Annotated in this window: 18 protein-coding genes and 1 pseudogene; 9 read left to right on the top strand and 10 right to left on the bottom strand. The window is 63.6% G+C overall.

The window, feature by feature from the left end:
* Nucleotides 1–184 precede the first annotated feature (184 nt).
* Nucleotides 185–481: a KOW domain-containing RNA-binding protein gene (locus GVV86_RS11395; protein ID WP_159802868.1), complete on the top strand. Its 297-nt coding sequence runs from the start codon at nt 185–187 to the stop codon at nt 479–481.
* Nucleotides 482–1663: 1182 nt separating this feature from the next.
* Here GVV86_RS11395 and GVV86_RS18690 read toward each other — a convergent pair.
* The 3 genes from GVV86_RS18690 to GVV86_RS11380 form a co-directional block, all read right to left on the bottom strand.
* Nucleotides 1664–1978 carry a winged helix-turn-helix transcriptional regulator gene (locus GVV86_RS18690; protein WP_159618900.1) on the bottom strand — a complete coding sequence of 105 codons (315 nt, stop codon included), beginning with the start codon at nt 1976–1978 and terminating at the stop codon, nt 1664–1666.
* Nucleotides 1861–2313: an aldo/keto reductase gene (locus tag GVV86_RS18685; RefSeq protein ID WP_159618863.1), complete on the bottom strand. Its 453-nt coding sequence runs from the start codon at nt 2311–2313 to the stop codon at nt 1861–1863. The genes GVV86_RS18690 and GVV86_RS18685 overlap by 118 nt, the downstream gene beginning before the upstream one ends.
* Before the next feature lie 104 nt (nt 2314–2417).
* Nucleotides 2418–3635 carry an IS110 family RNA-guided transposase gene (locus GVV86_RS11380; protein ID WP_159802867.1) on the bottom strand — a complete coding sequence of 406 codons (1218 nt, stop codon included), beginning with the start codon at nt 3633–3635 and terminating at the stop codon, nt 2418–2420.
* Between the two features lie 1096 nt (nt 3636–4731).
* Here GVV86_RS11380 and GVV86_RS11375 point away from each other — a divergent pair.
* Nucleotides 4732–5874 (top strand): Gfo/Idh/MocA family protein, encoded by a 1143-nt coding sequence (locus GVV86_RS11375; protein WP_343206293.1) that lies wholly within the window; start codon nt 4732–4734, stop codon nt 5872–5874.
* Nucleotides 5875–6084: 210 nt separating this feature from the next.
* Complete coding sequence (locus GVV86_RS11370) at nt 6085–6948, top strand: aldo/keto reductase (RefSeq protein WP_159802866.1); 864 nt, start codon at nt 6085–6087, stop codon at nt 6946–6948.
* A 358-nt stretch (nt 6949–7306) separates the two neighbouring features.
* Here the strand turns inward: GVV86_RS11370 and GVV86_RS11365 are convergent, their stop codons facing one another.
* The 3 genes and pseudogenes from GVV86_RS11365 to GVV86_RS11360 form a co-directional block, all read right to left on the bottom strand.
* A complete protein-coding gene (locus GVV86_RS11365; protein ID WP_201291437.1) occupies nt 7307–7894 on the bottom strand; it encodes an MmyB family transcriptional regulator in 588 nt (195 codons plus the stop codon).
* Nucleotides 7895–7934: 40 nt separating this feature from the next.
* A pseudogene (locus GVV86_RS18985) lies at nt 7935–8003 on the bottom strand (hypothetical protein); the annotation flags it as partial.
* Nucleotides 8004–8445: 442 nt separating this feature from the next.
* On the bottom strand, nt 8446–9330 hold the full coding sequence (locus tag GVV86_RS11360; RefSeq protein ID WP_159618869.1) for a helix-turn-helix domain-containing protein: 885 nt from the start codon (nt 9328–9330) through the stop codon (nt 8446–8448).
* A 123-nt stretch (nt 9331–9453) separates the two neighbouring features.
* On the opposite strand from GVV86_RS11360, the gene GVV86_RS18980 reads away from it, so the two are divergent.
* The 4 genes from GVV86_RS18980 to GVV86_RS11340 all read left to right on the top strand — a co-directional run bounded on the left by GVV86_RS18980 (nt 9454) and on the right by GVV86_RS11340 (nt 12162).
* The gene (locus GVV86_RS18980) at nt 9454–9732 is read left to right on the top strand and encodes a hypothetical protein (RefSeq protein WP_425513929.1); all 279 of its coding nucleotides are present in this window, start codon (nt 9454–9456) and stop codon (nt 9730–9732) included.
* Between the two features lie 244 nt (nt 9733–9976).
* Nucleotides 9977–10300 (top strand): hypothetical protein, encoded by a 324-nt coding sequence (locus GVV86_RS11350; RefSeq protein WP_159619099.1) that lies wholly within the window; start codon nt 9977–9979, stop codon nt 10298–10300.
* Nucleotides 10301–10331: 31 nt separating this feature from the next.
* Nucleotides 10332–10529, top strand: a complete 198-nt coding sequence (locus GVV86_RS11345; protein ID WP_159619101.1) for a hypothetical protein — start codon at nt 10332–10334, stop codon at nt 10527–10529.
* Between the two features lie 601 nt (nt 10530–11130).
* Nucleotides 11131–12162: a DUF4192 domain-containing protein gene (locus GVV86_RS11340; protein ID WP_159619103.1), complete on the top strand. Its 1032-nt coding sequence runs from the start codon at nt 11131–11133 to the stop codon at nt 12160–12162.
* Between the two features lie 39 nt (nt 12163–12201).
* On the opposite strand, the gene GVV86_RS11335 is transcribed toward GVV86_RS11340, so the two are convergent.
* From GVV86_RS11335 to GVV86_RS11320, 4 genes are read right to left on the bottom strand one after another with little or no spacing between them, the layout of a single operon-like run.
* Complete coding sequence (locus GVV86_RS11335) at nt 12202–13365, bottom strand: alpha/beta hydrolase family protein (protein ID WP_210252878.1); 1164 nt, start codon at nt 13363–13365, stop codon at nt 12202–12204.
* A gap of 19 nt (nt 13366–13384) precedes the next feature.
* Nucleotides 13385–13834, bottom strand: a complete 450-nt coding sequence (locus tag GVV86_RS11330; RefSeq protein ID WP_159619107.1) for a hypothetical protein — start codon at nt 13832–13834, stop codon at nt 13385–13387.
* A complete protein-coding gene (locus GVV86_RS11325) occupies nt 13831–14856 on the bottom strand; it encodes an MAB_1171c family putative transporter (protein WP_159619109.1) in 1026 nt (341 codons plus the stop codon). Before GVV86_RS11325 ends, GVV86_RS11330 begins: the two co-directional genes overlap by 4 nt.
* Complete coding sequence (locus GVV86_RS11320) at nt 14853–15341, bottom strand: hypothetical protein (protein ID WP_159619111.1); 489 nt, start codon at nt 15339–15341, stop codon at nt 14853–14855. Before GVV86_RS11320 ends, GVV86_RS11325 begins: the two co-directional genes overlap by 4 nt.
* Nucleotides 15342–15571: 230 nt before the next feature.
* Between GVV86_RS11320 and GVV86_RS11315 the strand changes: the two genes are divergently transcribed.
* Nucleotides 15572–16102: a hypothetical protein gene (locus GVV86_RS11315; protein ID WP_159619113.1), complete on the top strand. Its 531-nt coding sequence runs from the start codon at nt 15572–15574 to the stop codon at nt 16100–16102.
* Nucleotides 16099–19668, top strand: coding sequence for a MobF family relaxase (gene mobF / locus GVV86_RS11310; protein ID WP_159802862.1), 3570 nt, complete (start codon nt 16099–16101; stop codon nt 19666–19668). Before GVV86_RS11315 ends, mobF begins: the two co-directional genes overlap by 4 nt.
* The last annotated feature ends 1208 nt before the right edge of the window (nt 19669–20876 follow it).

Here is a 20876-nt window from a genome sequence, read left to right as displayed (position 1 = left end):
ATGTTGGGGCGTGCGGGCAATACTGACACTGAATGACAGCGGGACCTCCCGGCCTTCTCTGTACAACGCGGGCACCCTGAACGTAAGGCTAGGAGCCGCGGCACCGATGAGCGGGCATCAGGTGATGATGCATCTTGGAGGCCGTGTGTTGGCTAGGAATATTGGGGGAAGGTTGTAAGTTATCGTGAAGATCCGTGGGTTTGCAGTGGCTGGGTCGATTTTCGCCGGAATGCTCGCTGTAAATGGTTGTGGTGTGGAAGATGAAGTGAAGCCGGATTCGGAACCAATACAATCGGAGAGAATTATGCACAAGTTCAGCCCTGGAGACAGCGTAAGTGTGACGGAAGGGCCGTTGAAGGGGCTTTATGGCATCATCATCGGCTTTTACGAGGACCAGCAGAAGTATCTCGTGCGATTCACGGGACAACAGCAGCTCTACTATCCCGAGGACGAGATTATTGCTTGGTCGGAGGCGCACTAGCAGACCATGACGTGAGTCTGGGTGCCCGTAAGCAATCCGCTGACGAACGCTGTGCTGGAATTGCTGGACAATATATTCTCGCGGCGAATACGAAGCAGATGGCGTGGAGGATGGTCGGCCGCTGCTGCCATCCAAACTTGGTAGGCTTCTTACACTCGGGGTTCCGGTTGAGAAGGAAAGTCGCTACGTGATGGATACGCGGCGGTGGACAACTGCCCGCCTTCTTGCCACGGGGGCGCGGCTGACCGAGCGGACACGGAACCGGCAGGTTATCGATTCCGGTGTCACCCACTCCGGCATCAGTCGGACGCTGTCTATGAAACACCGGCGGCGGGCCGCGCAGAGGGTTGGACAGCGGTTGCGGACATCTTCCAGTCCAGGACGTTGCGCGCTGGTGCAGGTCCTGTCCGCGATTTCTTCAAGGTCCTGCTGGGTTAGCCGGCGCAGGTCACTGTTCTTCGGCAGATACGAGCGCAGTAGCCGGCTGGTGTTCTAGATCGTGCCCCGCTGTCAGGGACTGCGCTTGTCGCAGAAGTAGCCCGACAAACCCAGCTCCGATGTGAGCCCTGATGAGCAGTCGGTCCCCGGCCCCGATCCCAGGTCAGCGAGCGGCGTTGCCGGGCTGGTAACCCGCGGAAGCTCAACGCTAGTGCTTGTCGGATGACGTCGGCTGTGATTACCGCCGGCAGCTCGACCAGCTGCACATACCGGGTCTTCCGATCAACCAAGGTTATGACAGCCCACGGGCGCCTGCCCATTACAAGGTCTCCCTCCCAGATAGCCCCCTCGGACCGCTCCGCTATATGTGCTGGCTGGTGGTGGATGGAGACCACGTTCTACAACGCCCGTGCTTGCTTACACGCGGGGCCGCGCCCCCCCCATCGTGCGCCCGGCCGCAGATACCGCGACGCACGGCCTAAACACCGTGCGACGGCTTCGCGCTCCGTAATGTAGATGGACCGGTAGATGGGTTGTGCAATAACCGCATAGGGAAATCCTCCGGATGGGTTCAGCTCCTCTTCAGGGAAGGGCCCTGACGGGGAAGCCGGTCCCTTGCCGCCGTGGCGTCCGCGTGGTTCTCCTGCACCCTGTGCCCGTCGATTTTCAACCGCCTTACATACTGCATGCGCGCCACCGTGAGGCGGCTCGAACGGTTTCGGGTGGGGCCTTCCAGCGGACGAATCAGGTTGCACCGGATTCTTTGCGCTGGTCATAGGCGATCTGCTTGCGGCGGATTGACGGGGCGTTGGTCACAGTCCAGTCGTAGGCATGCCCGAATAGTTCTCGCAGCGATTCCCCAAGAGGCGTGATGGCGTATTCGACGACCACGGGTGAGGTCGGCAGCACTGCTAAGGGAAACGCTGCGGGCTGCAGTGAGTTCAGGTGTTGGAGCTGGTCTGCGCTGAGTTCGACGGCGTGGGCCGAGGTGTTCTCCTCGACTCGGGAGACACGGCGGGTGGGATCGGCGCGATGTCGTCGCCTCGGGTCAGGATCCAGGCCAGGGTGGTCTGGGCGGGGGTAGCGCCGATCTCGGCGCCGACGCTCTGGACTTCATCGACGATGCGGAGGTTCCGGGTGAAGTTCTCCCCGGTGAAGCGGGGCTTGGTCTTGCGCCAGTCGTCGTCGGCGAAGTCCTCGACGGTCCGGATCTGCCCAGTGAGTATGCCGTGTCCCAGTGGTGAGTAGGGAACGAAACCGACGCGAAGTTCGCGCAGCAGGGGCAGGATCTCCTCTTCCACGTCGCGCGTCCACAGCGAGTACTCTGTCTGCAGCGCCGTCACCGGCAGCACGGCGTGGGCGGGGCGGATCGTGGCGGGGGATGCTTCGGACAACCCGAATTGCAGCACTGCCCTCGCTGATCAACTCGGCGGCAGCCCCTGCCGTTTCCTCGATCGGCGTTCCGAACCGGCCCCGGGGGGTGCCTCTATGGTTTTCGTCAAGCCGCTGATGGCAGGTTCCGTGGTTGTGGGTCTTGGTAGAGGGTTCCGTCGCGGAGCATGGCGAAGAGGACATCGGAGCGTCGGCGGGCTAGGGCGATGAGGGCCTGGTTGTGGCGTTTGCCTTCGGCGCGTTTGCGGTCGTAGTAGGCCCGTGAGGGCGGGTGGTGCAGGGCGGCGAAGGCCGAGAGGAACAAGGCACGTTTGAGTTTCTTGTTTCCGCGCCGGCTGGTGTGTTCGCCGCGGATCGAGGTCCCGGAGCGGCGGGTGACCGGGGCGATGCCGGCGTAGGAGGCCAGGTGGGCGGCGCTGGCGAAGTGTTTGCCGGTGACTTCGGTGAGGATCCGGGCGCAGGTCCTGACGCCGATACCGGGCATCGAGGTCAGGACCCGGTAAAGAGGGTGGGCCTCCACCAGGGCCTCGACCTGGGCAGTGATCTCATCGCGCTGGCGCCGCAGGGACAGCAGCTGCTCGGCCAGTTTCGGCAGCACGATCCCGGCGGCGCCGGTGCCTACGACCACGACGGATTGTTGCCCGAGCGCGGTGAAGACGGCCTCGGTGAGGCGTTCGGCGGCCCGGGGTGCGTGTTTCTTCAGCCGGGCCCGGACATGGCCTCGTCCGGCGGTGCGCAGCGCGGCCGGTGTGGGGTACCGGGTGAGCAGGTCCGCCACGGCAGGGTGGTCCAGGTGCGGGCCCAGGGCCCGTTCCAGGGCCGGGTGGATCTGGGTGAGCAGCCCGCGGATCCGGTTGGAGACCGCGGTGATCTGCCCGGCGAGATCATCATCGAAGCCGCAGAGGACCCCGAGTTCGGCCAGCAGCTGATCATCCAGGGCGATCGAGCGCAGCGTGTGGGGCATGGTGCGGGCGGCCTCAGCGATGATCATCGCGTCCCGGGCATCGGTCTTGGCCTGGCCCGGGTGCAGGTCCGCGATCCGGCGCATCGCCAGGCCCGGGAGGTAGCCCACGGCGGCGCCGGCGGCCTGGGCGACCGCGACCGGCAGCGCCCCGATGGTCGCCGGCTGGTCCACCACCAGCAGGATCTTCCCGTGCCCGGTGAGCCCGGCGAGGATCTCCTGCAGCTTCGCCTCATCGTTGGGCAGGGCCTTATCGAAAAGCTTCCGGCCGGACCGGTTCACGGCCACCGCATGGTGGCCGGACTTGCCGACGTCCAAACCGATGAATACGTCCACGTCCTGCTGATCCACGATCACCGCCATGCCCGCTCCCTCGTTCGTCTGTCACTGTCACAGTCGCGTGCTGGCCGGTCAGCGGCGGCAGGTGTCGGCATCCACGTTACGAAGGACCCTCGTCGTGCCTCTATCAGCGATCAGCTGCCGCCCAAGCCGGTCCCGGTGACAACACCCCCCGGATCATTTATGACTGGGGGCAGCAACCATGCCGGGACCGACCGGCCAACACACCCTCATCCTGCAACAGGACCCGGGCTACGAAAAAGGTAACGGGGGCAGGCGCCGGATACGAGGATTCGGCCTCTGTCGCCGGCCTTGACCGCAGCTTCGCAATGGAAAACTCCGGGGTAGTGTCCGCGGCTCCGGGGAAGCTCGCCATTACCGCCAGATACGCGTTCCCGGTTAGTCGGGATGATTCCACGACGACGCAACGATTGAATGTTGTGACCCGGCGCCGCGTTGACCCTTTCGGCGTAGCAAGCCCGCAGACAGGTGACGAGGTGCTGTCCCGGAGAAATGGATGACCCGCGCAGCCCCCGCGTCGACCACGCGCTGCCTCCCGGCTCGATGAGCACGGCGCACGGGCCGTCCGCGGGCGGGACCGGCAAGATCGTGATCACCCTGACTGACAGGAACCTCGGCGCACCAGCGGCCCGGGCGGCGCCCGCTCGGCACCACGGTCCGGCCCGCTCTGGTTCGATCCGTCGGGTCCGTCGGGTCCGTCGGGTCCGTCTTATCGCCGGGTCCCGTTGGGGTGCGCACCGCCGGTGAAGGGGACCCTGCCGCTACCCGGGTCCCGCAGGGAACTGGTTGGAGATCATGGATACGGATCTACTGGAGGCATCGATTGATTTGCCCCACGATTGGAATCCCATGAACCCGCCCGCGATCCCGCCGGCTGTCACGGCCGCGTGCCAGCCCAGCGGAGGAACGGACAGCCTCCACCTCATCCCGCAGGCAACGGTTCACGCAGGTGAAAAATGGGAAGTTCCGGATCTCGCCCTGCGCACCCGGCCGGCTCCTCCGACCGGCTGCCTGCGGCCGGGACGGAACACGGCCACAGCCGAATCTCCCCCGGCCTGACTGGCATGACGCGGGCAATGCGGTCGAAGGAGGAATTTTAATGGAACCTGGAAGGACGGAAATGGCCAATAAGACGCGCCCGGCACATCCCCCGGCAGGACTTGGCCGGATGGTCGGTGTGGGAGTCATAGGATTGAGCGCGGGCGGCGGTTGGGGGGCCGGAGCACACCTGCCGGCCATGTCAGCCGTCGGCGGTTTCGAAGTCCGCGGGCTTGTGGGAAGCTCTTCAGCTTCAGGCCGGGCTGCAAGCGAGGTTTTCGGGGTGGATGCCTATGATTCAGCGGCGGCGCTTGCGGGGGCCGCTGACATTGACCTTGTCGTGGTGGCCGTCAAGACGCCCCGCCACCGCGAGCTCATCCTTCCGGTGCTTGCGGCCGGAAAGCCGGTGCTCGGCGAATGGCCCTTCGCCGTCAACCTGCCGGAGGCCGAGGAGATGGCCCGGGCTGCCCAGGGCATCCCGACGTTCGTTGGTCTGCAGGGTAGATCGTCACCAAAGTTTCGCTGGCTGGCTGATCTCGTGGCGCAGGGCTATGTGGGTCAGGTCCTTTCGGCGACCGTGCTTGCGACCTTTGACGAGTGGGGCGGCCCCGTTCACGAGCAGTCGCTCTACATGCTGGACCGCGACCAGGGCGCGACAATGTTGGGCATTGGCTTCGGCCACGCGATGGATACCGCGGCGCTCGTTGTCGGCGAACTTCAGGATGTGATGGCGGCGACCGCAGTACGGCACCCCGAGGTCCCGCTCGCCCAATCCGGGCGAATGGTCGCCATGACAGCCGAGGACCAGATCGCTGTGGTGGGCACTCTTGCCGGGGGCGCCGTCCTGTCGGCTCACCACCGCGGCGGGACGGCGTCGGGCTCAGGGTTCCTCATGGTGATCGACGGCACCGACGGGACCCTGGAGATCTCGGCGCCCCACCACGCCCATATTGGCCCGGTCAAGGTTCGGGGCGGCCGCGGCCGCGATCGATTGGCCCCACTGATGCTTCCGGAAAGCTATGACCGGTATCCGCATCTGGCTGACACGGCAATCCACTCCCTGACACACGCCTATTCAGGTATCGGCGACGTCTTCCGGGGCGGCACACCGGCCGTGCCTGATTTCGCCCACGCGGTCAGGCGGCACCGACTCCTCGACGCGGTCCTACGTTCGGCCGCGACGGGCCGACGAGTGCAGCTGTGAACCATGAGCCAGCTCAGCTTCGGGCGAGCATTCCGGCCGGCGGCTGTGCAGCGGAGCATCCTGCACGCCCCGGGAACGACCGCAGCTGGTGCGCTCCGCCCGGGGCGGGGCTCCGTTCAGATTCACTCAGGAGTTACCCGGCAGTCCACACCGTAGCATCGGAACCAATCCACCACGCGCACGCGCGCATCCACCCAAAGGAGAACGACAATGCAGCAACGCTCACTCGGCGGAACCAAGGTCAGCGCCCTCGGATTGGGCGCGATGCCCATGTCGATCGAGGGACGCCCCGACCGGGACCGTTCCATCCGAACGATCCACGCCGCGCTCGATGCCGGCGTCACACTGATCGACACCGCGGACTGCTACCACCTCGAAGCGAACGAAGTCGGCCACAACGAGTCACTCATCGCTGAGGCCCTCTCAAGCTACGGCTCGGACTCCACCGGTGTTCTCGTGGCAACCAAGGGCGGACACCTGCGCCCCGGTGACGGTTCGTGGACGCAGAACGGCCACCCGGACTACCTCAAGGAAGCCGCGAAGGCCTCCCTGAAGCGGCTCGGCGGCGACGCCATCGACCTCTACAAGCTCCACCGGCCAGATCCCGGAGTCCCCTACGAGGACTCGGTCGGCGCCCTGAAGGACCTGCTCGACGAGGGCGTGATCCGTATGGCCGGCGTCTCAAACGCCACCGTGGACCAGATCAGGAAGGCCAACAAGATTTTGGACGGACGGCTCGTCGCGGTGCAGAACCAGTTCTCCCCCGCGTTCCGTTCCAGCGAGGGCGAGCTGCGCTACTGCGGCGAGAACGGTATCGCCTTCCTTCCGTGGAGCCCGCTCGGCGGCATTCAGAACGCCGGTGGACTGGGTACCCATTTCGCATCCTTCCAGCAGGTCGCCGACAGGCATGGCGCCAGCCCGCAGCAGGTCTGCCTCGCGTGGGAGCTCGCGCTGGCCCCGACGGTCATCCCGATCCCGGGCGCTACGCGTCCGGCAAGCATCTCGGACTCCGCGAAGGCATCGGAACTGGAACTCTCCGCCGAGGAAATCTCGGAGCTCTCCGGCACCGAGTGATTCTTCGTCACCACAGGCAGGCGCCCGTCCTTCTCCCTGGAAGGGCGGGCGTATGTGTGCTGCGGCCCCTGCGCTCCTCCGCCGTGGATCCTGCCCAGCCTGATCGCCCGGCCGGGCACAGGTCCGGGCCGCCCTTGTCCGTCCGGCGCGCCCAGGCCGGGCGGAGGGCGTGGCCGAACTGATCGCCGCACCGGCAGGGTTCGACGAGGTCCACGCACCGGCCGTACTTATCCTTGGGGATCCATCGTCGAGGGCCGGAGGGCGGTCACGGTGAGCGGCCGGCGTGAACTTCGGGCGCTGCTCTCCGCATCGTTCCGGCCTGACCGCCGGTGTTTTTCGTGCGTACGCCCGTCAGTGTCTACTGAGGAACCGTTCGCGGTGATGTGGCCGGAAGGCCGGCGGAAGCGAGCAGCGGGAGCTTGTGTGCGTCCCGGGAATCGGCGTCCGGGTGGTACACGACAAGCATCAGGCCCTCGGCACCGCCGATGCTCAGTCTCTCCCGGTTGAGGATCATTTCGCCCACCTGCGGATGGTTGAACCGCATCAGGGTTCCTCGCTGCCCGCGGGCTTCATGGCGGGCCCAAACCTGGCCGAACAGAGGGCTCGCCAGCGAAAGCTCGCCGACGAGCCCGACGAACCTGGGGTTGTCGATGTCGGTGCCGACGGATCGCCGGAGGTTGGCGATGAGGCATTCTGCAACGAATTTCCAGTCGGGTTGCACCGCCTGTTCTGCAGGGTCGAGAAACATATCCCTGAGCTGATTGCCCCCGGCGTCGAGTCGCGGCGAGAGTGCCCTCGCGAGGGTATTGGACGCCAGAATGTCAAAGTACCGCCCTTCGATAAATGCAGGCTGGGCAAGGGACTCGAGAGGTTTGAGCGCCCGGGCGGCGCTGGCTCCGGCGCGGGACCTCGGCGACCAGGGACAGCAGGTGGGCGAGGTGGTCATCGTCGAGTTGAAGGACGCGGGCAATGGCCTCAAGTACCTGCAAGGACGGACGGCGGTCACGTCCGCGCTCGAGCCTCAGGGAGTAGTCGGCGCTGATGCCCGCGAGCATGGTGACTTCCTCCCGGCGCAGTCCGGGCACACGGCGGACCCCGACATCGGGATACCTGCTTGCGTAGGGCTGATCAGTTCCCGTCGGGCGCGCAGATACGCGCCGAGAGCATTCGCCGTTCCCACCGAGGGGGCGTTGTTGGCTCCCGGGTGGGGCCGGAACGCGACAACGGGGATGCCCTGCATCAAGCCTGGTCGGAAAAGCCGCGTCCCGCCTCCAACCGCCCTCAGAATTAAGGCGGGAGTGCTCCGGCTCAATCCCGAGCGGCCAGAGGGCTCATCTGATCGCCTTCCGCAATTTCAGCGCATTAAGGCACCACCTGTGACGTGTTGCGAGCCGCGCCATAGAACACAAGGGATGTGGAGGCGGGTGCCGCGCACCGTTCGGTACGCAAGTCTGACGGTTGCCCAGACGAATATGCCTGCGCAAACGTCAGAAGGTCTTAGTCCCGCCTGTCAGATGCCGGGCGTCGGATGGGCGACCGGCGGTCCGGCCCGCTGCCGTCCGCAGGTTCAAGCATGGAGGAGGCCAGCAGCGCCAGCTTATCGGCATCCTCGGAATCCGCCTCGACGTGGTACACCACGAGCGTCATTCCATTGGCTCCGCTGATCGTGAGCCGCTCGCGGTGCAGGGTGATCTCTCCGACTTCCGGATGGTCGAAAAGAACCGACGCGCCGCGTTGGGCGCCGACGTCGTGGCGGTTCCACAGGTCGCGGAAGCGCGGGCTGGCGAGGGAAAGCTCGCCGACGAGGTCAATGAAGCGGCGGTCCCCGGTGTCCGGGCCGACGGCCTGACGCAGGCTCGCCACGTAGCATTTGAGGGTGCCGTCCCAGTTGAGATGGAGGGACTTCTCGGCTGGGTCTAGGAACACGTCGAGAAGCTGGTTACGCCCGACTGACAGGCGCGGTGACAACGCTGCGGCCAGGGCGTTCGCCGCCAGGATGTCGAAGTACCGTCCCTCGACGAAGGCCGGGTAAGGCAGCGTCGACAGCAGGATCCTGATGCCGCCGGGTACCGCCTCGGTGCCGCCCTTCCGGCGGGTGCTCGGCTGGTCCGCGGCCAGGCTCAGGAGATGGGCCAGATGCTCGTCATCGAGACGGAGGACCCGGGCGATGGACTCGAGCACCTGCACCGAGGGTTTACGGTCACGTCCTCGCTCGAGGCGCAGGTAGTACTCGACGCTGATGCCCGCGAGCATGGCAACTTCTTCACGGCGCAGCCCCAGTACCCGCCGCTTCCCGTGATCGGGAATGCCCGCCTGTTCGGGGGTCACGAGTTCTCGTCGGGCTTTGAGGTATTCACCCAGGTGGTTGGCGTTGTCGGTCATACCGCTACGGTACCCAGCGCTGGGAACGATGAGGGAGGGCCCTGCCACTACCCGGGTCTTCGAGGGTACTGGCTGGGATCACTGCCATGACTTTCTCAGATAGCGGCACTACGGCCCTCCTTCATGAAAGGAACGCATTTGAGCCCGCAGGTGAATCGACGCCTCGTCCTCGCAGCGCGACCGCATGGAAATCCGAAGGGAAGCAACTTCAGGATCGAGGACGGACGGGCGCCTGTCCCGGCCCAGGGGCAGGTGCCCGTGCGGAAGACCCTGGTCTCCTTGGACCCCTCCAATGGGATCCTTATGGGGAACGCGAACAGCGACCACTCCCCCTTGACATCGGCGACGCGATGTTCGACTTCACTGTTGGTATCGTCGACCAGAGCAACCATCCCGCATTAGCTGTCGGGGATCATGTCCTGACCACGATCCATCTGCCGGTGACAGGAGATCCAGTTCCGGGACGTCGCGGACCCCCAAGCGGAGGCATTCTCAGCGCAGGCCCGAACGGGCACCCTCGCTTCGGAGGCCACCGCCCGGCCTGCCGGCTTCCAAAAAAATCGAATCTGTGTTCTATTTGACCCGGAAGTACGAGCGTTGAGGTGAAGGACAAGAGGCGATGACAGCACAACCATCGGGTCCATCCATGGGTACCCCCAGCACCGACCGGCAGACGCTCGATGAACCGGCGGCCGTGCGGTTCACCGGCACCGGAGTACCGCTGGCCCTGCGGTGGCGGGGAAGCATCTGGCAGGTCATCGGCGAGCCAATGCAGTGGTCCAGTTCGAACAGCTGGTGGGAACCAGACACCACGCCCCTGGGCGGAAGCGGCAGCGTGATCACCACCCGGTCCTGGCGATTCCGTGCCCAGACCGGGCCGGCCTCCCCGGTCCTGGAGTTCGATATCAGCGCCGATCCGCGCTGGCAGGGCTGGCGGCTGCACCGCGTCGCCGGCCCCACCGGCTTCTGACCGGGCGGCAACTGGTGGGCGGGTACCGGTCATGGGTTCCAGCAAAAGGTACCGCGCCTACTACGCGAAACTGATGGATGCCCGGATCGAGGAATTCGTGATGCGTGAGGAGCTGATCATGCTCACCGCGGCCGAACTCGACCTCGACAACACCCCACCCGTGGACTTCCCCGGGCCTCGGCGGGTGTACGCGTGGATCCGCTACCCCTCCAAGGCCATCCGGGTCTAAGCGCACGCCCTGGCCTACACCAGGACGGCGCTAAAGATTCGGTTCTTCGAGCCGCTGATCATGATCCAACGCGAGGGATGGGTATGGCGGGGTGCAGTCACCCCGGCCCCGCCAGAGGAGCCGCGGCCCGGAAACCGGTGAAGGAAGAGAGCGGTGTTCCCGAGGGAGCCGACCGGGTTCACAGGTTCGTTCGATTGACGTGGTGGTTCCTGGTGTGTCGGGCCTACAAGTAGGCCCGGACTCTCGTTGATGAAACCAGGAGCGGTCTATGTTGTTGGAGGCATTCAAATAGCCGTCGACGTCATGCCGCGTCACCGAGAACCACCCATGAACGAACAGACGCATCTCCGCTGTTTGTCATTCTGATACCCATCATCGCTGGGCGGGCCCTTCGCGCAACCAGGGCGCCCTGCGCCGGTTTCCATCCCAAAGTTGCACTCGGCGCTCCTGCGTCGCTTATTTCCTCGCGAACTTCTGGATCGCTCCCGGTTCCCCAAGTTGCACTCCGGCCCCTCATACCCAGCGGTAATTCCTTTATCAGAACGACGCCCAGATTGAACGGGCGTAGACCGTTTCGCCCAGTCGGTGAAGGAGAAGGAACATGGAAAGGTTCACGATCGAAACGCCTGCAGACGTACTCAGCTTCATCGGACACACCCTGGGGTTCTGGCCCCACGAGAGCCTCGTCTGCGTCACCCTCGTCGACAACCACGTCGGGGCCACCCTGCGCGTTGACCTGCCGAAGCCGGGAGCGGAGATCAGCCACGCTCGAACCATCGCTGAATACCTGGCACACGACGGTCATGCGGTTGGCGTGATTTTTGCACTATACACATCGATGCCCGCCGAGTCCGGACAGGCAAGGCCACACGCCGCAACCATCGCGGCACTCACCGGTTCCCTGGCCGAGCAAGGAATGTCCATCCGTGACGGGCTCCTCGTAGGAGACGACACAGTGTCGCCGTACGACAGTGATCCCCCGGGCAAACCGTCCCTGCCCCTAACATCGATGCAGGCCAGCCAGATCAACGCCGAGTTCGTCTACCGCGGCAGCACCATCGCCCCAACCAATCGCATTGCTTTGCCGGCTTCGACCGAAGACTTCCAGACGGCGGACGCTGTCGAGAGTTGCGCGAAATCGATGCAGAAACTGGGTGTCCGAGATGCCACGGACAGAGCGCGGGCCCTCTGGAAAGAAATGCTGGAAGCAAAATCCTTTCCGACCGATGAGCGAATCATCAGGCTGATCGCGAGCCTCCAGTTCCCCACTATTCGGGATCAACTCATGGCGGACATCCCCGGAATCGACGAACCCATGGACCGCGTTCTCCTAGCCCAGACGAACAGCAAACCGCACTGGGCACGGGTCGAGTGGGCAGAGCAACTGCTACTGCACGCATACACGCGCAGCAGCACCCCACATTCCGCCCCAATCCTGACCGCTATTGCCTTCATTAGCTGGTGGGAGGGCAGAGGAAGCAAGGCTCATCAGTACCTGCAACTCGCCCTCGAGGCCGACCCTGACTACCGCCTGGCCAGGCTCGGTGACCAGGTGATCGGTCGAGGAACGGTGGCCGGCTGGACCATGGACAGGAACACGGCGTACCGGAATCGCGGACTTGGCGCCTCGTGAGCACGCACCGAGAAGTCGAATCACGCGCGGAACCCGAAATCAGACTGACGCCACACGATTTCTGAGCCACTCGAAAACCGCACTGTCCCACCCCTCCGGGTCGACGTTCCACTCCTGAGTGTGCTCCACAGAGGGGAACGTCACCATGGTGGCTAAATCAGGATGGCGGTCGACGAACCGGCGGGAAACCGCGAAGGGAGTTGACCGGTCCTTCTCGCTGTGGATCACCAGTACGGGAAGGCGAAGTTCGTCGGTTCGTCCCACCCAATCCAAAGCCTTCAAATTGAGCGGTGTTTCCAGCCCGGTGATCCAACGCAATCGAGGTGACTTCAGAATCTGCAGCCCGAGGTCTGCACTCCAGCGCGGAAGCTTGCTGGATCGGGCGTTGGCCATCAGCGTGCTCGTCCAGTCGACGACCGGCGCATCGAGAACGAGCCCGGCAATGCGGTCCCGGAACTGCGACTTCAGGGTGAGCTGAAGTGCAATGGTGCCGCCGAGGGACCACCCGAACAGCACAATCCTGCTCGCGCCATGATCCATGGCGTACGACACTGCTGCTTCCACGTCGTGCCATTCGGACTGCCCCAGGTGGTAGCGGCCATCCGCCGACGCCGGCGCTTCCCCATCATTGCGGAATGACACTACCAGCGAGGTGTAACCCAGCCGATTCGCCACGGGTACCCCACGGAGCGCACCAGGTTTCGTGCCCCCTAAGCCATGAATATGAATGGCCCACATACCGGAATCTCCTTTTGGCGTCGCATTTGGTGAGAACTGCCAGGCAGGCGCACTGCCGTTCTTTACTGGAATGACCACGTCGTGGAAGGGAAGGCCCAGCGGATCGGGCGTTGGGTAGACGTACCCGCTCCAGATCCCGGCCTTGGCGCTCGTCAGGTCCCCCGAGTCAACCCGTTCAACCAGTCGCGTCACCGTTCCGGCGGGAGCGGGCCCTGCGCCGTCGTCGGTGGCCACGATCTCTCCGATGCAGGCGTGACCGGCTCCATTCGCAAACCAGATGCTGTAGCGGCCCGGGACCGTGGTCCGGGCCGATGCAGGCAGTTCGATCAACAACGAATCGTTGCTATCGCGGAAAACCCTACGGATTGGCAGATCCTCGACTCGCCGCGAGGTGGGCAACACGACTTGACGCGCGAAATAGGCCGACGCGAGAAGTACTGCGGCGCCCGCCACGACACCACCCATGACCACACCCGCGATGACCCTACGCACCGCCGTCGTCCTCTGGTTCTTTCATACGGTCGTCGATTACTTGGCGCAGACGCAGGAGCGTGACGGGGGAAATCTCTTGGAGTTGCCTGGCTGCAAAATTTCGGACCCGGTTTTCCCTTAGCGTCCGCAACAGCTGTAGTTGGGCATCAATCAGGTCTGGAATCTCCCCGGTGTCGTCGAGGAGATACCGGGAGTCAACGCCAAAATATTCGGCTAAATTTCGCAGAAGCGCCGTGTCCGTCGCCATGGGACCGTCACCACTGCGCATGTAGGCCCACCGGGAGCGGGACAAGGGTGTTCCCCGTTCCTCCATATGCCGGCTGACTTGGGGATAGGTCAACGGTGACGAGCCTTGAGCCTCAAAAAGATCAAGGAGGAGATTCAACTTCCGCGCAAGGCGTGCTTGCGGCGTTTCGGCGAGCCCGCCGTCGTTGGCTGTCACGACTTCAACACCCTTTTGATCGAAGTACCGACTCTCTCCTGCCCGGGTCTGGACTCCCGGGTTCCGAGATACGCCTCCGCTTCAGCCAACGCATGAATGTCTCCCTCCCCTAATGACTTCACGAGCTCTGGGTCGACCAAAAGGGCGTCCTGAATCTCGACTATCGTCCGGTGGAGACGCTGCTTGGCGACATCACGCGGGCAACCGGCCGCCGAAACGTTGAGCCGGACGCCGGCGCGAGCCGCGGTGATTCGTTCCCAGGGTTCAGCCAGGCGGTCGAGGAGGACAGCGGCGGTCCGCGAATCGGACCTGTGTTCGAGGCCACGTGCGACGGGCGGCATGGCAAGTCCGATGCAAAGGAACGTCATGGCTCCGAATAGTGCGGCGTCGTACACGTAAGAGAGCCGCCGCATCGGGTCAATCTCTCCCATCAGGTGCAGGACATTCATGCCCAGCACCGCAAGAACGAGCACCACGGCCAGGCAACAGCCAATACCAATGAAGGTGAGTGCGAGGCGGAAATACGGTCTTGCCATTTCGCCGCGGAACTTGAAGCACGTATAGCCGGTGACGGTCACAACAGCCCCAAGGTAGAGGAACTGGATGCTTGAATACGCGGCAGCCGCCCACTGGCTGCCAAAGTCCTCCATAAAAGAGGTGGACGTCCGCGAGGCATCAACCAAGCTGAAACTGATAATCAGTGCCACGCCGACCAGTCCCAGAAAAATGAGGCCGACCCTGTTCCGGCGTTGCGACGTCTCGCCGGGATCGGCAGCCCGCAGGACCGCCTGGGACAGGAAGAAGATCCCCACGACCAGAAAGATGTTGGACACCAGGTCCAAGATATTGCGGGCGCCGAGAAGCCGGTCCCCCTCGAGGTAGATAACGTCGACGTTCAGGGTTAGTGCGGTGGCAATGGTCACGGCGGCCGCCATGACGCTGTGGTCGCTGCGCCGCTTCATGCGCGGAAGGAGGCAAAGGACCAGGCCCCAAATCATTGCGGCAACAAAGAGTTGGATCACCCCAGGATCCTTTCAAACGACCGGGGTTCGATAGTGCTGTCCCGAATTGCAGCGGCAAAGAGATCCGCCAGGGTTTCGGCAGCGGCTTCGATGTGATCCAGGAAGTCGCTGCGCCCGAGAATGCGTGAGACCTTCTCCCCGGAAAGATTGGGAAATAGTGTCTCGGCGTAGTTCGCGGACACGACGGCCTCATCGTGGCGGAGCACCATATGTCCAAGTTCGTGGAGGATGAATTGCTGGCGGTGAAGCGCCGACTGTGTTGGCGCGTGCAGGATGATCTCCCGAGTGTTCGTCGACAGCCACAGTCCACAGATCGTTCCGCTGCTCAGCGACTCAAACACGTCAATCTCAATCCGCCGTCCGCGGACTGTCTCGATGATCGAGATCAGACGGTCCAAGGAAAGGCGGCCGGGCAATCTCAGCGCTCGAAAGCCTTCCGCAGCGCTTCGCCCTGGCGAATTTTCAGAATCAGCGAAACGTCCCATGGAGATCCCATCGTCTGGACTGCTGGCTCGTATCGATGCCGCTGCCCTTCAACGATCAACTCGGTCATATGGGGCAAAAGAATCGCTACCACCATTGAACGCCTGTGCTCTGGACATGTCCAGAGCACTACAATCCACCACCCTCACACCTCTGGCATCCAAGGCACTCGCCGTGAGCACGTACTCACGGCAAGTCATGTTGCAGGGTGCATCGGCGTTGATGAACGACTGTGAGCGGAAAGATCTGCGAGTCATGCGGCGAGCGCTTCGAGCCGTCACGCGCGGTGCAACGGTTCTGCTCCACGCGCTGCGCCAACCGGCAGCGTGATCGTCGACGGCGACAAGGATCAAAGAGGGCGCTGCCCGCGCCCGGTGCGGATGTTGCGCTCAACTCGGGCGCCAGCGCATCGCCCCACCCGGAACGTCCGCACAGCGCCGAGACCCGCATCGATGCGGCCCTCGCGAGAAGAAACAGCTTCCAGGAATCGCTGCAGGCGCAGCTCCGGTTCCAAGCCGTAGACAGCGAACGCCTGGCGGCCGACAACGCGGAACTACGAGGCATCATCAAGAGTCTCCGCGTCGACCTCGACCGCTCCCGAAGCGTCCACACATCCGATTCCCAGGAGTTGGTCCACCTCGCGGGCAAGCTTTTGGCTCTCGCCCGGGCCACCGGCCTTGAACTCGACAGCGCCTCCAAAGCGATATTCCGCCGGCGCGGGTGGACAGCTACCGGCCGCCATCAGGAAGCACGTAAACGATGACCATGTCCATCGCCCGACTGTCCGCCCAGTCGGGCCTGAAGTATCTTTTCAAGACCACCATGGTGGACGACCTGACGGTCACTCCCACAGATGTCACCGCCTACTACACGAAGGCGGGAACGCCACAGGGACACTGGCTTGGCTCCGGCCTGCCGGGCATCAGTCGCACCAGCGGGGAGGTCGTCTCGGAATCCGACGCCAAAGCGCTTTTCGACCACGCGGTCCACCCGGATACCGGCGCTTCCCTAGGGCGTCCGCACAGCCCACCCACTCTCGCCCAGAACAGTCACGGCCTAACCGAAACGCGTCACGCTGTCGTCGGTTTCGACCTCACCTTCAGCGTTCCCAAATCCGTGTCCGTCGTCTGGGCTCTGAGCCCCAGAAGCATCCAGGATCACATCCTCCAGACCCACCACGACGCAGTGAAGGCGACCCTGCAATGGATTGAGGAATCGGTGATCCATACGCGGGCCGGCCGCAACGGCGTCGCCCGCCTCGGCACCCAGGGAGCCATTGCCGCTGCCTTCGACCACTGGGAATCACGTGACGGGGATCCGCAGCTTCACACTCACCTCGTCGTCGCCAACCGGGTCCAGCGGGTCACCGACGGTGCGTGGGCCACACTGGATTCACGGACGCTCTACAAGGCCGCTGTCGCCGCCAGCGAGCATTACAACGGGCTCCTCTTCGACGCACTCCACCGGAATCTCGGCACCGACACAGACATCCGTAAGCCCGCCATGAATACACACAACCCCAGCCAGCAACTCACCGGTGTTGACGAGATACTGATTAGCGAATTTTCCAACCGCTCCCGCCTCATCGATCTTGAAACCGACCGTCTCATCGGCGAATGGACCGCCAGCCACGGCACTCCCCCAACCTCTACCACCACCATCAAGCTTCGCCAGCAGGCAACTCTTTCCACCCGCACCTCGAAACCGAAATCGCCCACACCACTCCATCAGCTCTCTGCACAGTGGCGCACCCGCGCAGCCGCCAAAGGCTTCGAGCCCAGTCTCGTGCTCGCGAACACCGTGCGACGCTCTCACGCAACCCCGTACCGCATGGATGACTTCACGGCCGCCTGGATCGACGCGGTCGGCTCCCTGACCCGCGAGCGTGTAGCAACGAAACGCGCTACCTGGAACCGATGGAACCTTCTGGCTGAAGCGGAACGGGTCTGCGCCGAGATCCGCTGTGATATGCCGGCAGACCGCAACGCCATGGTCGATGCCGTTGCCACCGCCGCTGAAAACCAGTCAGTTCCACTCAACGGTTACCGTTACACCGTTCCCGTCAGCGCCCCGCCCGACCTTCGATTCGCAAACCGGAGCATCTTCGATTTCCACGGCTCCCTTCTCTACACGGACACGACGACCCTCGCTAACGAGCGTGTCGTCATGGCGGCAAGGGACGACGACGGCGGACCGGCCGTGAGTGCGGCCGTCGCTTTGGAATTGCTCGCCGGCTATAAACACCGCGGTCGGTTCGAGCTCCACAGCGACCAGCGCGCGGCGGCGGCTCAGGTGCTGCTCAGCGGCAACCGGCTTGATGCCGTCGTCGGTCCAGCCGGCACCGGCAAGACCACCACTCTCGGCGCAGTCCAGACTGCGTGGGAGGCGGAATTTGGGGCCGGTTCCGTCGTCGGGCTGGCGCCCGCTGCGGCGAGCGCTGAGGTCCTCGGGCGCGAACTGTCGTTGGCCACAGAAAACGTCGCGAAGTGGCTCTACGAGTCGGTCGGACAGGGAGCTGGACATCGGGCGGCGCAGTTCTTCGACACGGAGTATCAGCTCGCCTCCGGTGCTACTCCCGGTCCTCGGGCCCTTCGGCTCGCACAGAGAGCCGCCCGACTCACTGCCGAACAGGACAGGTGGAGGTTCCATCCGAACCAGTTGGTGGTCGTCGACGAGGCTTCCATGGTCTCAACCCTTCAGCTGGCTGCGTTGGTACAGCAGGCCCGGGAGGCCGGGGCGAAGGTGCTGCTGGTGGGAGATCCCGGGCAACTGGATGCCATCGACGCCGGCGGTACGCTCGGGTGGCTCGACAGGCAGAACAAGACGGTGCGCCTTAGCACGATCTGGCGGTTCGAACAGGAGTGGGAGCAGGACGCGTCGCTCAGACTGCGTGCCGGGGACTTCGGGGCTATCGCCGACTATGACCAACACCAACGTATCGAACACGGCTCGTACGTCGAAATGGTCGACGAGGCCTACCTGAGCTGGCACTCCGACCTCCGAGCAGGCAAGTCGTCCATTCTCATCGCGGCCGACAACGACACGGTCAGTATGCTCAACCAGCGCGCCCAGGCCGACCGCGTCATGCAAGGTTCCGTCGACGCGGAACACACTGTGCCGCTCAGCGACGGATCACGGGCCGGCCCTGGCGACACCGTCATTGCCCGCCAAAATGACCGCAGCATCACCGACAGCAGCCGCGACTTCATCCGGAACGGGACCATGCTCGACGTCGTCCGTACTGGTAGGCGCGACGGCACGCTCACGGCGGTGCGCCGTGACACCGGCGCCACGATTGCACTAGGCCGGGAATACGTTGAGGCCGCGGTTGAACTGGGATATGCGACGACTGCCCACCGTTCGCAGGGCATCACCGTGGACACCGGACATACCGTTGTTACTCAGGGCCGGCTCACGCGTGAGCTGCTGTACGTGAGCATGACCCGCGGACGATCGGGAAACCATGCGTATGTCAGTGGGAACGATCCTTCGGACGATGAGCCCATGGATTCCGGAGCGCAAACCTCATGGCGCCAGATCCTTGGCGAGGTCCTAGCCGCCGAGGGCGCGGAAAGAACAGCCCACGAAGTCCGCGACACAGAGCGTTCGAAGGCGGACAGCCTGGAGCGCCTGAGTTCTGAATTTGACTACCTCTCCCAAATCGCAGCCTCCGAAGACATGACCGAGTTCCTTGAGGCCTACTCGCCCGGCAGGGCGTCCGAACTCCAGCAGTCGCCCTCGTGGGGAGCAACGGTCGCGGCGTGGCGCCGTTCGATTTGCATTAGCCGTCCAAGCACGAAGCGTATTGTCGCCACCGCATTGGATTCGAAGGAGCTCGTGGGAGACATGGCGGCCGTCGTACACTCCCGACTCCGTCAATTTCTAACTGAGATGCCCACCATTGGCGAAGATCCTTTGGCTGTACCTGTCCGCACCTCTCGCCCCGAACTCGCCAACATGATTGACCAGGTCCAAGACAGGATCCAGCAACGAATGAACCATGTCTCCCGCAACGCCCTGATGGGTGACACCAAATGGAAACAAGCGCTCATAGAGGCCTTGGGTCCAGACACACTTCCCGCGCACGCGACGAACGTTATTCGCCAGATCGCCATCCACAGGGACCGGTGGGGTATTGATGACTCCCCCCTTCCGCTCGGGCCGCTTCCTGAATCCTACGACTGGGAACAACAGGAGCAGCGCGCAAGGATCACCCGCCTTCTTCACCAAACGGCTCCATCGTCAGCCAGTTACCACCAGACTTCGAAGTCGCTTCATAACCCGATTGAGGGGAAGGCCCGGCTTATCAATGTCGGCTGGCAAATCTAAACTGGTCGAGAAGGTAGTCATGGATGCAAACCCAGCCCTGAAGCCGAAACTTGCAACACCCGCGTTGGTCCTCAGTAGCGTGGCAATCACCTGCTGCGTCGTCTTCTCTATCGAATCCGTGACAGCCAGCAGGCAGACCTCCTTGATTTTCGGGTTAGCCACTTTGGTTTCATGCCTTCTTGCGGCAGTGATCGGCGCGATCTGGTTCGCCCGAGCCCGTCGGCGGCGTGATTGGACGGTAGCTGCGAACGAAATGTGGCTCCACTTCGACGACATGAGGCGAACGCGCGGGACGACGACAGAAATCACTCTCCTCAGCGTGGATTCCCTCGACCCAACAGGGTCTTGGATCACCATAAGGTGGAACCGGTTCGACCACGTTCAACGGGCATGGATAGAAGCGTTGCCCGACCCGCTATGGACCGGATCCATACTATTGATTGCACCGGACCCTGCCCAGGTGATGCCAGGGGAACCATGGCCGTTGACCTACCAGATAAGAGCTCAAGACTGCCTCGCGTGGGCGCCGGGCAGCGTAGCCAAATCAATCTCAAAACCTCGCGGCTAGCCGACGCCTGGGTAGTGAACCGAGGCGGCCGATTCACCCCTCAATCACGGCCCAGTCGGCCTTAGGAGATGGAGGCCGGCCAGAGGTTCCGGCAACAGCTGCACGACGGCCAGCCGTTTTGTAGCGGATTCCTCATGCCGGGTGCTGCTCGGCTAGGAGAAAGACCCATGTCAAATGCCATGCGGTTACGACAACCCATTAGGTGTATCTGCACCTTCCGTGGCTGACGCTTGCGCTTCCGAACGGCGACCAGAAGTCTTCGCTCCTCAGGAGCGTGTTCGGCGTGCATGGCAGAGCGACGAGAGCCGTGACCAGGGTTAAGACCGAAATCCCGAACTTGATCGGCGCGTCGCCGTAGGTAGTCATCTGTTCCAGCCGGGCCGGGCGGGCACCTCCTGCCGCGGCCCACCTTGAAACGGATGCATGCCTTCGCGCCCGTTAGTCGGGGCTCCTGAGGGTTTGATGACAGTTTGCCTGCGCGAATTGAATTGTTGCGGGTGCTGCACATTTGAAAGACTCAGCTCGCTAAGCCGAGGAGACTACAAAAGTTGGGCAGTCCCCAGCTACAGTGGTCGGGACAGCTGACCTTGGCGGCTCACACTCGGCCAATGCGCGACCCATCCGATAACCTGATTAAAAC

Origin of the sequence: Arthrobacter zhaoguopingii (assembly GCF_009828595.1) — a bacterium.
GTDB lineage: Bacteria > Actinomycetota > Actinomycetes > Actinomycetales > Micrococcaceae > Arthrobacter_D > Arthrobacter_D zhaoguopingii.
Note: the sequence above shows the minus strand (reverse complement) of the source record. Positions and strands in the feature narration are given on the sequence as shown.

Excerpts from the sequence above, each read along its gene's own strand:
- GVV86_RS11375 (WP_343206293.1), top strand. The coding sequence starts at position 4,732 with ATGGAACCTGGAAGGACGGAAATGGCCAATAAGACGCGCCCGGCACAT.
- GVV86_RS11380 (WP_159802867.1), bottom strand. The coding sequence starts at position 3,635 with ATGGCGGTGATCGTGGATCAGCAGGACGTGGACGTATTCATCGGTTTG.
- GVV86_RS11340 (WP_159619103.1), top strand. The coding sequence starts at position 11,131 with ATGGAAAGGTTCACGATCGAAACGCCTGCAGACGTACTCAGCTTCATC.
- mobF (WP_159802862.1), top strand. The coding sequence starts at position 16,099 with ATGACCATGTCCATCGCCCGACTGTCCGCCCAGTCGGGCCTGAAGTAT.
- GVV86_RS11360 (WP_159618869.1), bottom strand. The coding sequence starts at position 9,330 with ATGACCGACAACGCCAACCACCTGGGTGAATACCTCAAAGCCCGACGA.
- GVV86_RS11350 (WP_159619099.1), top strand. The coding sequence starts at position 9,977 with ATGGGTACCCCCAGCACCGACCGGCAGACGCTCGATGAACCGGCGGCC.
- GVV86_RS11320 (WP_159619111.1), bottom strand. The coding sequence starts at position 15,341 with ATGGGACGTTTCGCTGATTCTGAAAATTCGCCAGGGCGAAGCGCTGCG.
- GVV86_RS11370 (WP_159802866.1), top strand. The coding sequence starts at position 6,085 with ATGCAGCAACGCTCACTCGGCGGAACCAAGGTCAGCGCCCTCGGATTG.
- GVV86_RS11345 (WP_159619101.1), top strand. The coding sequence starts at position 10,332 with ATGGGTTCCAGCAAAAGGTACCGCGCCTACTACGCGAAACTGATGGAT.
- GVV86_RS11335 (WP_210252878.1), bottom strand. The coding sequence starts at position 13,365 with ATGGGTGGTGTCGTGGCGGGCGCCGCAGTACTTCTCGCGTCGGCCTAT.
- GVV86_RS18980 (WP_425513929.1), top strand. The coding sequence starts at position 9,454 with ATGAAAGGAACGCATTTGAGCCCGCAGGTGAATCGACGCCTCGTCCTC.
- GVV86_RS11365 (WP_201291437.1), bottom strand. The coding sequence starts at position 7,894 with ATGACCACCTCGCCCACCTGCTGTCCCTGGTCGCCGAGGTCCCGCGCC.